The organism is Streptomyces sp. NBC_01537, from assembly GCF_045040445.1.
Taxonomy (GTDB): Bacteria; Actinomycetota; Actinomycetes; order Streptomycetales; family Streptomycetaceae; genus Actinacidiphila.
In genome coordinates this window covers 3,983,966-3,998,360 of record NZ_CP109392.1, presented here as the reverse complement: position 1 = coordinate 3,998,360, position 14,395 = coordinate 3,983,966, and the positions used below count along the sequence as shown (strand labels likewise).

Sequence of the window (14,395 nt, the reverse complement as noted above, 5' to 3'; positions counted from 1 at the left end):
ACAGTGCCCGCAGTGGAGGACAGCGACTCGCCCGCCGCGATCTCGACCCACGCCCTCACCAAGCGCTTCCGGGGCGGGCAACTCGCCGTGGACGGCCTCGACCTGACCGTCCCCCGCGGCAGCGTCTTCGGCTTCCTCGGCCCCAACGGCTCAGGGAAGACCACGACCATCCGCATGCTCATGGGTCTCATCGAGCCGACCTCCGGCACCGCCCGCGTCCTGGGCGCCCCCATGCCCCGCGCGGCCCGCGCCGTCCTGCCGCGCGTCGGCGCCCTCATCGAGGGCCCGGCCCTCTACGGCTTCCTCTCCGGCCGCGACAACCTCCTGCGCTACGACTCCGCCGACCCCACCGCCGACCCCCGCACCCGCCGCACCCGCGTCGGTGAGGCCCTCGACCGCGTGGGCCTCACCCCCGCCGCCGGTAAGAAGGCCCGCGCCTACTCCCTCGGCATGAAGCAGCGCCTCGGCCTCGCCGCCGCCCTGCTCCGCCCCCGCGAGCTCCTGGTCCTCGACGAACCGACCAACGGCCTCGACCCCCAGGGCATGCGCGAGATCCGCTCCCTCATCCGCGGCCTCGCCGCCGCCGACACCACCGTCTTCCTCTCCTCCCACCTCCTCGACGAGATCGAGCAGGTCTGCACCCACGCCGCCGTCATGTCCCGCGGCCGCCTCCTCACCCAGGGCCCCGTCGAATCCCTCTCCGCCCTCGCCGCCCGCGCCCGCCTGGCCGTCACCACCCCGGACACCGCCGACGCCATCCGCATCCTGAAGGAGCACGGCGTAACCGACCTCACGACAACCGCCGACCGCACAACCGGCGAGCTCCCCACAGACCCGAGTCCGCCCCTGGAGGACCTCAACGCCGCCCTGGTCTCCGCCGGCGTACGCGTACGAGCCTTCGGCCTCGAACGCGCCTCCCTGGAGGACGCCTTCCTGGCCCTCACCGGGGAGGGCTTCGATGTCGCAGGCTGAGGCGCAGGCTGAGGCGAGGGCTGAAGCCCAGCCCAGACTCCACTGGTCCCTGGGCCTCTTCCGCAGCGAATTCGTCACCGTCATCCGCCGCTGGCGCACCCTGGCCCTGCTCGCCGTCCTGGCCGGCGTCCCGATCCTCATCGGCATCGCCGTCAAGATCGACGGGGGCGACGGCGGCGGCGGTGGCGGTGGCGGCGACGGGGGCGGCGGCCCCGCCTTCATCACCCAGATCACCAACAACGGCCTCTTCCTGGTCTTCACCGGCCTCGCCGCCACCCTCCCCTTCTTCCTCCCCATGGCCATCGGCGTCGTCGCCGGCGACTCCATATCCGGCGAAGCCCACTCCGGCACCCTCCGCTACCTCCTCGTGGCCCCCGCCGGCCGCACCCGCCTCCTCCTCGCCAAGTACGCCTCCGTCCTGGCCTTCTCCCTCGTCGCCACCCTCACCGTCGCCCTCTCCGGCCTGGCCACCGGGCTGGCCCTCTTCCCCCTCGGCGACGTCACCCTCCTCTCCGGCACCACCATCACCTTTGCCGACGGCCTCCTGCGCGCCCTCCTCATCGCCGCCACCGTCGCCCTGTCCCTCACCGGCATCGCCGCCCTGGGCATGTTCATCTCCACCCTCACCAGCAGCGGCATCGCCGCCATGGCCACCACCGTCGGCCTCCTCATCACCCTCCAGATCCTCAACGCCATCCCCCAGCTCCACGCCATAGGCCCCTACCTCTTCCCCCACTACTGGCTCTCCTTCGCCGACCTCCTCCGCGACCCCGTCTACTGGGACGAACTCCGCCGCAACCTCGGCCTCCAGGCCCTCTACGTAGCCGTCTTCGGCTCCGCCGCCTGGGCCCGCTTCACGACCCGGGACATCACGGCCTGAGAACGGGTGTGGGGTGCGACCAGGACGGTCGCACCCCACACCCGTTCGCCAAGAGGACTCGCTATCCCGTCGTGGGCAGAGCCACCAGGGAGTACGCCTTGTCGTCGCTGTACAGGCTCTCGGTGTCCAGGGACGAGACGTACAGCCGATCGTCGTGCCAGTACGGGCGGGCGAAGATGCTCATGCCGTTGCCGGCATCGACCGGATAGCTCACGACGGTGGTCTTCTTCCCGTCCTTCGCCCCGAACTCGACCAATTCCGGGCCCTCCTCGGAGGAGTAACCCGTGGCGTAAACGAGGATGCGGTCCGCGTCGGAGCTGTGGAGCGGCAGGAATTCCCTGTTCTGCACGGGGTCGGTCTTCCACAGCTGCTTGCCGCTGTCCAGGTCGTACGCGACCACCACATGCCCGTTTTTGCCGTCGTCGGCGACGACGACAAAGGTGTTGCCGTAGGCCCCCGCCTCCGTCCACGGATTGCCCTCGTCGCTGCCGGTCTGGACGTACTTCGCGGGATACGGCGTCAGCGTGCTGCGCAACTTGCCGGTCGCGTTGTCGAGGGTGATCAGCGACTCGCCGTCGTCGTCCGTGTTCAGCTGCACAACGACGGGTGAGGTCGACAGAACGGCTTCGATGTCGTCGTTGAGTACGCCCGACGCGTCGTGGTGGTAAGTCCACTTGGCCTTGCCCGTGGCCGGGTCGATCAGGGAGATCTCCTGCCAGAGCTTTGTGCCGGGATACGGTTCGCGGCACACACGGGTCCGGATCAGTGCCTTGCCGCCGGTGAAGGAACCCCGGTCGTCGCACGTCTCGGTCCTGAAGCTCTCCGGCTTCCACGCCTTGGAGCCGTCCTTGACGTTCAGCGCCACGGTGACGTTCGAGGCCGAGTAGATCACCGTGTTCCCGCTGCGCGCCAGCGAGGCGTTGCCCGAGTCGGGATCCGGCTTGTACGCCTTGGTCCACAACTGCTTGCCGTTGTTCAGGTCGTACGCCACCAGGTGGTCGCAGGCATCGGCGGTGCCGAACGCCACGACGCCGATGTCGCCGGTGGAGTCGGTGTTCGCCCGGCACGCGGTGTTGGCGCTGCCGGGCAGCGAGTGGCCCCACAGCTGCGCGCCGGTGTCGATGTCGTACGCCTTGACGCCTCCGGAGAGCGTCTGCACGACGCTCTTGTCGGTGAACCAGGTGCCGGGGATCTCGTGCTTGAGCTCTGTCGAGTTCTTCGCCGCCGCGGGGACGCTCCACAGCACGTTTGCGCTCGACCCGCCGTAGAGCAGGAACCAGGCGCCGGTTCCGGCCCCGCCGAGTATGAACAGCGCCATGACCAGGAGCACGATCAGCCCGGTCTTCCTCTTCTTGGCGGGCGGGCCGGCCTGGTGCGGTGGGTAGCCGTAGGGCGGCTGGTGAGGGTAGGGCTGTTGGGGCTGCTGGGGATAGCCATAACCGGGCTGCTGTTGGGGATATCCGTAACCGGGCTGCTGCTGGGGATATCCGTAGCCCGGCTGCCCCTGCGGGTAGCCGTAGCCCTGCGGCGGAACGGCGGGCGGCTGCTGTGGCCAGGGCGCGCCCGCGGGGCCCTGCGGGCCTTGGCCGGTGTTGGCGGTCATCAGCTGACGCTCCTCACGTAGGCCGCCCAGGCGCTCTGGAACTGGGTCGTGTTCATGCCGACCGCCGTCTGCAGCGACGTGTCCAGCTGCTTCGGCTTCTCGTAGTTGTCGACGACGAAGTCGAAGGCCGCCTTCTCACCGCCCTTTTCGGCGATGTACCGAATGGCGAGATAACTGAGCGTGTAGTTCATGGAGATCGAGCGCGGAGCCTGGTCGCCGAAGTCATCCTCGGGAAGGGTGCCGTCGAACTCCTCGCCCGTGACGGTCGACCCGATCCTCGCGGACGACAGCGTCGAGTTACCGCGGTACGCGACGTAGTTGGCGAAGCCCTCCACGATCCAGTTCTTGGCCCCGCCGGCGCCACCGAACGTGTAGTCGCCGTGATCGAGAGGCTCCACCAGGGCATGCGCCATCTCATGCCGCGAGATGTCCGTGACACCCATCTGCCAGTACGAAGCGGAGGTGAATCGGCTGGTGGACGTGTCCATCTTGATCCGGGAACCGCCCCACTGCAGGCCGTCCGTCGAATCGCCGGAGCTGGACTCGTCGAAGGCCGGCATCGGCACCGCCTGCCCGGCGTCCCAGCCCACGTCCTCGCCTCCGCTGTTCCAGAGCTTCGCGTACTTCTTGCGGTCGGGCTCCAGGACCAGCATGAACCCCTTGGGCGTGTCCGTCTGCGGCTGGCCCAGCTGCTTCCACAGGTCCAGGTCGTAGTCGGCGGCCTGCTCCATGTACGGCGCGTAGCGGGCCGCGTTCGACGCGTTCTTCTTGTCCGCGATGACGATGGAGTGCGCCCCGCTCTTGACGTACATGTCGTCGTAGAGGTCCCAGGGCGCCGGGTAGTACACGAACGTGCCCGAGCCGTACATCGTGGGAGCCGGCCCGACCGAGGTGATCTCGGGCTCGGCATCCGCCGACTCCCGCTTGACGACCCAGCGGTACCACTCCGCGATCGGCCGGACATCCACGTTCTTGATCCTGTGCACGAACGCGACGTCGACCGCGACGCTGACCCCGTCGCCGAACTCGTCCCTCCCGCTGCCCTCCTGACTCAGAACGCTGAACTCGGCCTGGGTGAAGGGAATCTTCCGCAGATTGCGGTAGAGCTTCTCCTGCGTCGTCTTCGCCTTTCCGGCGAAGACCGACAGGTACGCGTCCTCGTCGCCGCTCTTCAGCGCGTCGGTGCGGCCATGCAACAGCGACTTGATGTCCTGCTGGCTCAGCAGCTCCTGAGCCTGCTCGTCCCCGCCCGCCGCGCTGGGCAGCGAATCCGAACCGACCGCCCTGAAGACCGCCAGCCCGCCCAGCCCGAACACCGCCAGCACCGCCAGCACCACGACCCCGATCACCGCGCCCTTCAGCCCGCCGCCGCCCTGCTTCCCGGGCGGTGGCGGAGGCGGACCCTGCGGCACCTGCCCCCAAACCGGCGGCTGGGCGTAGGGGTGGGGCTGGGGGTAGGGCTGCTGGGGAGGCGGCGGAGGCAGATACGAGCCTCCCGGTCCTCCCGGGCCTCCGGGTGGGTACTGGTGGGACACAGACTGACTCCCTCTCACTTCGAGCTCAGGTCGATGCGGCACGGCATCGACCGAGCCGCGCAGGCAAAGGAGAGGTGCTGACAGCGCAAAGCGCACAGTCAGTCAATGAGTGAGTGTTCGAGTGCTCCGCTTGATCTCAACCCCGTTGACGGCTGTGCGCCCGTCACTCCGGCCACAGCCTCCCCGTAAACGCACGACATCGTACAAGTACATGACAGACCCACCCGTGATGACCTTGTGCGTGCACCGACACGATTAGGTATCGACGGTCCCGTTCCGGCGTGAGCCGGACCTATGCCAGTGACGGCCGTTGTCCCCATCAACTACTCTGGACACAGCCGTTTGACACCCAAGGCCCAGCCTCGCTCCGCCCCACCGGAGGCACCGCTGGGCCCAGCGGTCTGAGGAGTCGGTCGTGGGGGACCGGCGTGGGAGTAACGGGGGCGATCGCCGCGTGGCCGATCAGTACAGAGTCGATCTCAGCGAGCTCGACTCCACCATCAAGAAGCTCAACAACGTCATCAACTCACTGGGTGAGACGAGCTCACACACCAAGTACGGTACGCAGCTGCCCAAGGGCGCTCTGGGCCATGGGTTCGACGAAGCGGCAGACCTCGCTCAGGCCCACGCGGAGATGAAGGCGCACCTGGAAGAGATTGTCGACCATCTGCACGAAGTCATGGACGCGTTTGGCTCCAAGACGAAGAAGGTCCACGACAACTACCAGGAGTCGGACTACGAGGCCCAGTCAAGCATGAGCGGAGCGGGCTGACCTGATGAGCGATTCAGGCAAGTACGAGTACCAGTACAACGCACAGCAGGGACCGCCTTCCGGGCACCAACAGGCTGGCGAGCTCAAGACCGACTTCGCCATGGGCAAGGACATGGACCAGATGAAGGCCATGGTTGCCCATGCCGACCCGGTGACCGTGAGTCATGTCGCCGAGGCTTGGGCGACCGTCAAGGACCAGCTCGTCGGCGAAGGCGGCGCCAAGGGCTTGCTGGAGGCCGCCGTCGGACACATCCTCCAGCACTGGGAAGGCGACTCCGCCGACGGCTTCGCGGCCCAGGCCAAGAAGATCAGCCAGAAGATCACCGACGGGGCCAAGTACGCCGAATACACCTCGACCGCGATGGCGCACGCGGCCAGTGTCCTGACGCATGTCCAGCGCGAAGTCCGGGACATGCACAAACCCAGTGAGTCGTCGAGCCTTTTGGACCACGGCAAGGACCTCCTCACCGGTGGCGGGCGTGACGACAGCGGCCTGAAGGCCGACCTCGCGTCCGGCACGAGCACACAGCAGGCTCTGGACAACAACCGCGGCGACCTCTCCAAGGGCAAGGAAGCCCAGCTGGGTATGGCCGTGAAGATGGAAGAGCTTGCCGTCGCCTACAGCGCGCAGACGAAGGCGATGGGGTCGTGGACGAAGACGAAGAAACCACAGAGTCACTTGGGAGAGAATGACGACGACTACCCCGGTGACCCGGGTGGCACCCCGCCCGTGGCGTTCGTCCCGGTCGCGGTCGATTCTCCCAGCACTGGGACATCGAGCCGGAGGGTCACAGGACGTACAGGCACGAGTCCGTCCCCGAAGTCTGATACATCGTTGAACTCGCTCAACAAGTCCGGCTCTCGTGAGCAGGGCGTAAGCGGCGGTGTCGCGCAGCAGAACTCCAAGCCACAGGTAGGAACAGGGCTGGACAGCTTCTCGGGGTCGCAGGGCGGCGGATCGGGTACCGGCGGCGGCACCTCAGGAATGGGCTCTGCGGGCCGTGGGTCTGCCGGAGGCAGTACTAGCGGTGGCATGTCCGGTTCCACGCCTGGGGGCCTTGGAGGTGTCAGCAGCCGCAGCATCGCCTCCGGCGGCGTTACCGCAGGACGTACCGGCGTTGGCGGTCGCGGAATGCCCGGCTCCGGCAGTAGCGCAGGCGGCTCGGGGGCGTCCAAGTCCGGAACAGGCAAGGGCAGCAGCCTCGCGCGTCAGCGCGGTGGCGTCGTCGGTGAGTCCAAGGGCGGCGCGGGCAAGGGTTCCCAGGGCGGATCGGGCCTTCACAAGAGCCGTGGAGGTAAGGACGCTGGCAAGGTCGGCAAGGGAAGCAGCCGCCTGGGCGGCCGGGGCGCCAACACCGAAGCAGAAGAGGAAGAGACCCGCCAGAGCAAGCGGCCCGACTACCTTGTCGAGGACGAGGAGACCTGGGTGCCCGAGCGGGACGTGGCCCCTAGGGTCATCGAGTAGTCAACGGAAGCGCGCAAGCGCTTAGTGAAGGGTGGGGGCGTAGCCGACAGGCTCGCCCCCACCTGGCTGGGAGAGGAAAACGGATGGGCTTCGGACGGACGCTGCGCGCAGTGAGTGGCATGGTTATCGCGGGTGCGCTCGTCTTCGCATCCGCTCCTCTCGCCGTTGCGGACCAGACCCGAGAGGATCAGTGGCCGCTCAAGGCGTTCGACGCCGAATCCATCTGGAAGGTGTCCAAGGGCAAGGGCGTCATCGTCGGCCTCATCGACGGAGGTGTGAACGCTCAGCACGTTGACCTCAAGGGGAACGTGATTGAGGGCAAGGACTTCGACAACGGCGGTGCGACCACCCCGGACGCCGGGGACAATCACGGCACACAGATGGCATCGATCATCGCCGGGCATGGACATGGGCAGGACTCTGCCGACGGCGTGATGGGACTGGCGCCGGAAGCAAAGATTTTGGACATCCGTGATTCGGGCCTTGGCGACAACAATTATGACCGATCAATCCGCTACGCGGTCGATCACGGCGCGTCAGTGATCAACATTTCCCAGGGCGGAGGTGCGGGACTCGACCAGAATACGGAGCAAGATGCCATCAACTACGCGTTGAATCATGATGTGCTCATTGTGGCAGCAACTGGAAATGATGGCGGAGAAGTAGGCTATCCCGCCGCGTATCCAGGGCTGGTCGCTGTCGGAGGCGTAAAGAACGACGGCGAGATCTGGGCGGATTCCGCTCACGGGTCCCAGGTGTTGCTTACCGCGCCCGCAACGAACATCGTCACTGCCGGTTCGGATTCCACTACCTCATACCGTTCGGGTGATGGCACCTCTGAGGCCACCGCCTATGTCTCCGCCGCCGCCGCCCTCCTCCGGGCCAAGTTCCCCGACCTCACCGCAGGCCAGATCGCCAACCGCCTCACCAAGACCGCGGGCCTCCCCACCTCCGCCAAGGGCCTCACCCTTCCGGACAAGCACTACGGCTACGGCTACATCCAGCCCCTCGCCGCCCTGACCAAGGACATCCCCGCCGGCTCCAAGTACGGCCCGCTCGCCGTCCCCAAGTCCCTGCAGGGCAACGAGAGCGCCTCCGCCACCCCGCAGTCCGGCACTTCCGACAACGCCTCCGCGTCGTCCTCGGACGGCGGAAGCCCGATCCTCTGGATCGGCCTCGGCCTGGCCGGCGTCCTGGTGCTCGCCCTCGTCATCGTCCTGATCGCCAAGGCCCGCCGCAACAACAACCGCGGCGGCGGCCCCGGCGGCCCCGGTGGTGGCGCCCCCGGCACCTACGGCCCCGGTCCCGGCTACCCGCCGCAGTACGGCCAGCAGCCGGCGGCCCCGGCTCCGCAGGGCTACCCGCAGTCGTACCCCCCGAGCCAGCCGAACCCGTATCAGCAGCCCCCGCAGGGGCAGTGGCAAGGACAGGGGCAGTGGCCCAACCAGCAGTGAGGGTCGGAGGCCTGGCCGAGGATTCGTCGTGACCTGTGAAGATCGCGTGATGTGACCAGGCGAATACGGCATCGCTCTCAGGTGTTCGTACTATGCTCCCGAGTTGGTCCGTCTTTGAGGCGACCATGCCAGAGTCTTGGTTGAACACGGGGGATGGAGCAGGGGATGAGTACGCCCTTCGACGCGCGGAAGTCCGACGGGAGCAGCACTCGCACAGTGCTGAACTCCGTAGCGGCGGATCCGGGCGGCGGGGGCGGCGGGGGCGGTTCGGGCAGCGTCACCAAGGCGGACACGCAGCGGATGGACCAGTCGGCCAACGCCCTGGTCGACTTGCGCGGGGACACGGAGAACGTGGACAACGCCGCCGTGGACGACACCCGCGGCTCCGTCATGGGCCTCAACAAGCACACCGCGCCCGGACCGCCCGACGAGGAGGCATGGGAGACGGCCCGAGCCCTGACGGTGCTGGACGACCGCTGGGGTAACCAGGTGCTCAACCTCAAGATGATGCTCCAGGACATCAGCGACAAGCTCCACGCCACCACCCACCACTACACCCGTCAGGAGCAGGAGGAGCAGGCTCGGATGAACTCGATGGACTCTGCCTTCGGATAGGTCGGAAGCCCAGAAAAGGCACCGGGGACAGACAACCGGAACCGACTACCGAGACCGAAGCCAGATCTGACAGGAGCCATCGAGAATGCCGTCCTACATCTACCTCAAAGAGGCCGACCTCAGCTCGCTGGACGCCGCCGCCGGTTCCTGGCAGGCGCTGACGGCCAAGTACGAGGGCCTGGGAGAAGAGTTCTCCCGCCGCGTGACCAAGCACCTCCAGGGCCACTGGGAGGGCGACGCCGCCGACTCGGCGTTCGCCACCATGACGAAGGCCGAGCAGCAGTACAAGGACGCCGCGACCGAGGCGGGCCGCATAGGCAAGCTTCTGGCAGACGCCCACACGGAGTTCGCCAGGTACCAAAAGGCACTGAACAAACTCGTCGACGAGGCCACGTCCGACAACTACGGCATTTCCGACCAGGGCCTCATCGACGATGTCGACCCCCGGATGGACAGCCAGACGGCCTCTGGAACCCCGGGCCTCGCTGAGGAGCGTACGGACAAGCTGCATTCGCTCAAGTCCCGGATGAAGGAGATCCTCCTCCAGGCCACCGCCGCCGACGAAGCCGCCAGTGCCGCCCTGCAACGCGACGCCAACGGCAAGAGCGATGGGTTCAACACGAGCGTCTACACCACTCTCGACGCCGTTGAGGCCGACGAGGCATCCCAGCTGATGAAGAAAAAGGGACGCCTCACCGACGCCGAGGTCACCAAGCTCAACAACCTCCTCGCCGCCAACAAGAACGACCCCGAGTTCTCCCGGCGCTTCGCGGTCGAAACCGGCGCGGACAACATGCTGAGCAAGTACAACCAGCTCATCAACCCGCCCGCCGGCACCACCCTCTCCAAGACCGAACTGGCCGAGCTCAAGCAACTCCAGAAGAACCTCGGCACAACCATCGGCACGGCTACCACCTCCGATGACAAACACCCCGACCCTGCCATCACCAAGTTCCAGAACGACCTGATGCAAGCGGGTCAGCAGGACTTCAACGCCAACCCCACCGAGTCCTCCTACGGCCTCAACGGCTTCCAGCTCACCAGCAGCCTGATGAGCAACGGCAAGTGGGACACCGACTTCCTCCAGGACTACGGCGACAACCTCATCGCCGCCGAGGCGAACGGCGCCAACGCCGGCCAGAACCCCGACACCTACTGGAGCGGCAGCGGCACTCGCGCCCTGGGCTCGACCAACCTTGGCGCGCTCGACCCCATGACCGGATTCATGGACGCCCTGGGCCACAACCCAGAGGCCTCCACCGAGTTCCTGACCTCCGATTCCACCGCCAACGGCGAAAAGGTCGACCACCTCGACTACCTGCTGAAAGACCGCCACTGGCCCGAAGGGGGCGGCTACACGGGCGACTCCAGCAACCCGAGCGGCTACAACAACCTTGGCCACGCCATCGAGTCCGCGACAACGGGCCACGCTCATGGCACCGCCCCGTCGGCAAGCACCCCGGCGCACACCGAGCAGCAGGCGGCTCTCGTGAACAGGCTCGTCGAGGCCGTCTCAATAGACCCTGACCTGGCACACGACGGAATGCAGGACAGCCTGGGTAAGATGACGGCTGAGTATATGCCGGACGTCTATCGAGGGCTGAACGGGGACGGAGAGACCGAATCGGACTTTCTTCCCCTCGGGGACAGCGCCACCGCGGGATTGAAGGATCCGCATCTCAGTCGTTTTCTGTACACCGTAGGCCAGGACCCAGATGGATACGCCGCGATCAGCTACGGCCAAGCTCAGTACAGTAGTGATCTCATCAACTATCACTTCGCTCACCCGGACGCGTATGGGCTCAGCAACGAGGCGACCCTGGAGAAGATCGCCAATCGTTCGGGCGAGGTCGAGGGGATAATGGCCCTCGGGCGGAGGGATTCCGACGTTCAGGAATCCGCGGCGGGAGACAAGGCATTCAATGATGCGCTTTCAACTGGTGGAGAATACGCAAAGGGTCTCACTGCCTTGGGGATTGGGGTCGGTACGGCGGCCATCACCTCTCCCGCTGGTGGCGCGATAGCAGGCGTCGCGGCAGAAGGGGTCAGTGGTTACGTAATCGACCAGATGGTTTCCGGAATGGAGCGGGACAGCTCTGGCCAGGCCTTGGTCGCGACTGGAACCGACACCGTGCAGAGTCGGGAGGCGGTATCGGCTCAGCTCAGGGATGCTGCTCAGCAGGCGGACGATCAAAATTCGTCCGGAATGAATGCCGCGAAGCGGGAAGAGGCTGTGAATCGAGGAGCGGAAGACGGATACGGGTATGCCCATGACCACGTGGATGACTATTCTAGGGCGTGGACAGGAGGGGCAGAATGAAAATTTCACCGTCAGGGAGAGCTAGGCGGTTGATCGCTGTTTTCGTGGCAATCATGCTGGCAGGGGGAAGTTATCTCGGATTTCGGATGCAGTACCCTGCCGCCAAGGTGAAAAGCATCTGCAGTGGTCTGCTACCTGTTGACTCCGTGCTCGGCCTGAACAATAAGTCGCGACTCAGTCTGTTCGGCCTTCACTTCAGGATATCAGGGGATCGAGACGCTGTAGGATCCGATGGGTTGGATGCCACATGCTGGGCGGGGAACGTCCACATGGCTATCCAGGAATCGGCGGCCGTTAGTTCTCCTTACGAAAATTGGAATCGCAATGGAGACTCCATGTCCGACCCTCTGGGGGCGGGGTGGAAAGGTTTCATTGTTGAAGAGAGTGATGCCATCGCATCTTCTGTTCTCGTCAACTGTACGAATTGGAAGAGTCGTCAAAGTAAAGGAATTCTAGTCGCCGCGAGTGTTTATGAGGCTGATGATCTTTCATCCGCTCGGCGTAAGGTGGCTCAGCTCGTTACCGAGACAGCTCGGGAGGCTGCTCAATACGTCGGTTGCGAGGCGGAGTTCGGTGAAAAAGATATCCCCAGTCCCCCCACGGGAAATTCCAAAGTCATGTCTGCCGGTGATGCCACTGGAACATGTAGTGGATTGACCTCCAGGCCGAAAGTGCGAGAGACAGCAGCTGGTGCATCGCCGGTGGAAGAGTGCGTTCTTGTAGGCGGATTGCAACTGAGTGCCGAGTACGGCCCCTTTACTTCCAGCTGGCGGGGCCAGCAGAAATACGGGACTCACGAGACCGCCTCCGGCGTCGAAGACGTGGCATGGACAACGGCCAGCTGCAGTGGAGTGCTTGGCACCGCCGTGTACACGGCGGAAAATCCCGAAGACAGCGATCGTAAATTCAGCGAGGAGCCGCTCACCAAGGCTGAGCGCGCCGATTTGCAACACTTCGCTGAGCAGTCTGCCGCGCGGCACGGGTGTTCCGCGCCGGTGGCACTCGGATCGTAGTGGAGTCCTTACGTTGGACTTGCGGGAGACCTGATGGGACACAAGCGGGTTGACGAACTGGGCAGAGCTTTCGCCTCGGCTGCGACAGCCGCAGCCCGTTACTTGGGTGGTGAGATTTATGACTGCTCCGCAGTCCAGTCAGGGGTGGGTTCTGGTTCAAGCTCACCGAGCCCCTCGAATACCTGACGTTTTCGCGGCGGCCATCCAAGGATGGATCAGAGGTTCATGACAGTGGTCACTTCTCATCCTGTCGTCGACGCCCCGCGTCCCAGTCGCCGGGCACGCTGGATAGCCGTTGCTGCGGGCTGCGCCGTTCTGGCAGGAGGCATAGCTTGGTGGGCCCTCCGCGAGGGTTCGGCCGTGGCGGTGCCGGCGAAGGTGTGTGACAGCTCGCTCAGCGGGAGCCTTGTGTCCCCTCTTCTGCCGGATCACGGCACGGCGTACTCGGAGGAGGTGCAGGGCTTCGGAAAGGACAGCAGCGGCGTCGGATTTTGCTCCATCCGGGGTGGAGGACAGGGCCTGCACCTCTCGTATCACCGGTGGACCGGCGATTCCTACAGTGACAAGACCATCGAGGAACTGGCTTCAGCGAAGGGGCGCCAGGCGCTGAAGGTCGGCACCGCCAAGGGGGACGTGAGCAACACCTTTGGGGAACTGTTCGTGCAATGCCCGAGTAAGGCCGACCCCGACTCGAAGGTTCAGGTCTCGGTGGAGTACCTGCAGCGTGACGGTACAAAGGGGGCGGTCGCGGACCTCCGTGCTCTGACCGTCGCTGCCACTCGTTACGTCGCCGAGGATCTCCTCGACTGTGAGGGCGCGGAAACACTCGACGCTGGGTGAGCGTTGGGCAGCCGCGAGGCCAGGGCCTGCAAGTGAGGGTCAGCACGTCCGGTCGTTCCGTATGGATCCGGAGGTGCATCGCCGAGTGGGGCGGTGGCCGATCCTGATCCGGAGCTATGAGGCCCAAGTGCCGGTGAGGTCCTTGGATCGGTTGTGCGGGGGAATGTTCATACGCAGTGTTACCCTCGTCCTATGGCGAAGACGCGCATGACGTTCACGATCGACCCCGCAGACGCGGAGCGGCTCCGCCGCGCCGCGCAGCAGGCGGGGGTGACGGTGTCCGCGTACATCGAGCGCAGGGTGCTCGACTCGGTCGAGCAGGACGAGGCCATACGGAAGACGTTCGCGGATGCGGATGCCGCGACGAATGCGGCGTACGCTGCTGCGGATGCGGCGATCTGGCCCGATCCTGAGCCGCTCTCGTCCGAGCGCAAGGCGGAACTGGACGCGGTGCTCGACCGTTTCTTCGACAAGTTCCCGCGCAGCGCATGACGCCGCCGCAGGTCGTCTACGACTCCGGTGCGCTGATCGCCGTTGAGCGTGGCAGCGCGGACATGCGATACCTGCACACACACTGGCGGGCGGCGGGCGTGCGGCCTCTCGTACCCGGTCCCGTGCTGGCCCAGGTATGGCGCGGCGGACCGCGTCAGTACCGCCTGGCGGAGTTCATGAAGCAGTGCAGGGTCTTCCTTGATTTCAAGGAAGAGGACTACCAGCGGGCCGGTTGGATGCTCGGGCAAGCGGACCTGCCCTCCAAGAAGCGGCCTGATGCGGTGGACGCGCTGGTCGTTGTCACCGCTGTCCTGCACCGCACGGACGTCATCGTGACGTCCGACCCCGAGGACATCACGGCATATGGCACGGCCCTTGGCCGGAAGTTGGACCTCGTAAGGGTCTGAGCAAGGGGCGATCGCGGGCCTCTGCCT

13 protein-coding genes are annotated in these 14,395 nt (G+C 65.8%); 11 read left to right on the top strand and 2 right to left on the bottom strand.

Annotated features, from left to right (window positions below):
* Window positions 1-3: 3 nt before the first annotated feature.
* Together OG607_RS18325 and OG607_RS18320 are read left to right on the top strand one after the other, a co-directional pair.
* Window positions 4-972: an ABC transporter ATP-binding protein gene (locus tag OG607_RS18325; protein WP_405724260.1), complete on the top strand. Its 969-nt coding sequence runs from the start codon at window positions 4-6 to the stop codon at window positions 970-972.
* On the top strand, window positions 959-1,852 hold the full coding sequence (locus OG607_RS18320) for an ABC transporter permease (protein ID WP_405724258.1): 894 nt from the start codon (window positions 959-961) through the stop codon (window positions 1,850-1,852). The genes OG607_RS18325 and OG607_RS18320 overlap by 14 nt, the downstream gene beginning before the upstream one ends.
* A 61-nt stretch (window positions 1,853-1,913) precedes the next feature.
* Here OG607_RS18320 and OG607_RS18315 read toward each other — a convergent pair whose 3' ends face one another.
* Complete coding sequence (locus OG607_RS18315) at window positions 1,914-3,455, bottom strand: PQQ-binding-like beta-propeller repeat protein (protein WP_405724256.1); 1,542 nt, start codon at window positions 3,453-3,455, stop codon at window positions 1,914-1,916.
* Entirely contained in the window at window positions 3,455-4,867 is a 1,413-nt protein-coding gene (locus OG607_RS18310) for a hypothetical protein (RefSeq protein WP_405724254.1), read from the bottom strand. The genes OG607_RS18315 and OG607_RS18310 overlap by 1 nt, the downstream gene beginning before the upstream one ends.
* A 577-nt stretch (window positions 4,868-5,444) precedes the next feature.
* Here OG607_RS18310 and OG607_RS18305 point away from each other — a divergent pair.
* The 9 genes from OG607_RS18305 (at window position 5,445) to OG607_RS18265 (ending at window position 14,368) form a co-directional block, all read left to right on the top strand.
* Window positions 5,445-5,762 (top strand): hypothetical protein, encoded by a 318-nt coding sequence (locus tag OG607_RS18305; protein ID WP_405724252.1) that lies wholly within the window; start codon window positions 5,445-5,447, stop codon window positions 5,760-5,762.
* Between the two features lie 4 nt (window positions 5,763-5,766).
* Window positions 5,767-7,227, top strand: coding sequence for a WXG100 family type VII secretion target (locus OG607_RS18300; RefSeq protein ID WP_405724250.1), 1,461 nt, complete (start codon window positions 5,767-5,769; stop codon window positions 7,225-7,227).
* A gap of 83 nt (window positions 7,228-7,310) precedes the next feature.
* Window positions 7,311-8,681 (top strand): S8 family serine peptidase, encoded by a 1,371-nt coding sequence (locus tag OG607_RS18295; protein WP_405724248.1) that lies wholly within the window; start codon window positions 7,311-7,313, stop codon window positions 8,679-8,681.
* A gap of 165 nt (window positions 8,682-8,846) precedes the next feature.
* Window positions 8,847-9,296, top strand: a complete 450-nt coding sequence (locus tag OG607_RS18290) for a hypothetical protein (RefSeq protein ID WP_405724246.1) — start codon at window positions 8,847-8,849, stop codon at window positions 9,294-9,296.
* A gap of 85 nt (window positions 9,297-9,381) precedes the next feature.
* Window positions 9,382-11,616, top strand: coding sequence for a DUF6571 family protein (locus tag OG607_RS18285; RefSeq protein WP_405724244.1), 2,235 nt, complete (start codon window positions 9,382-9,384; stop codon window positions 11,614-11,616).
* A 335-nt stretch (window positions 11,617-11,951) separates the two neighbouring features.
* On the top strand, window positions 11,952-12,629 hold the full coding sequence (locus OG607_RS18280; RefSeq protein WP_405724242.1) for a hypothetical protein: 678 nt from the start codon (window positions 11,952-11,954) through the stop codon (window positions 12,627-12,629).
* Between the two features lie 225 nt (window positions 12,630-12,854).
* Window positions 12,855-13,469 carry a hypothetical protein gene (locus OG607_RS18275; protein WP_405724240.1) on the top strand — a complete coding sequence of 205 codons (615 nt, stop codon included), beginning with the start codon at window positions 12,855-12,857 and terminating at the stop codon, window positions 13,467-13,469.
* Window positions 13,470-13,661: 192 nt separating this feature from the next.
* The gene (locus OG607_RS18270; RefSeq protein ID WP_405724238.1) at window positions 13,662-13,961 is read left to right on the top strand and encodes a ribbon-helix-helix domain-containing protein; all 300 of its coding nucleotides are present in this window, start codon (window positions 13,662-13,664) and stop codon (window positions 13,959-13,961) included.
* Complete coding sequence (locus OG607_RS18265) at window positions 13,958-14,368, top strand: hypothetical protein (protein WP_405724236.1); 411 nt, start codon at window positions 13,958-13,960, stop codon at window positions 14,366-14,368. Before OG607_RS18270 ends, OG607_RS18265 begins: the two co-directional genes overlap by 4 nt.
* The last annotated feature ends 27 nt before the right edge of the window (window positions 14,369-14,395 follow it).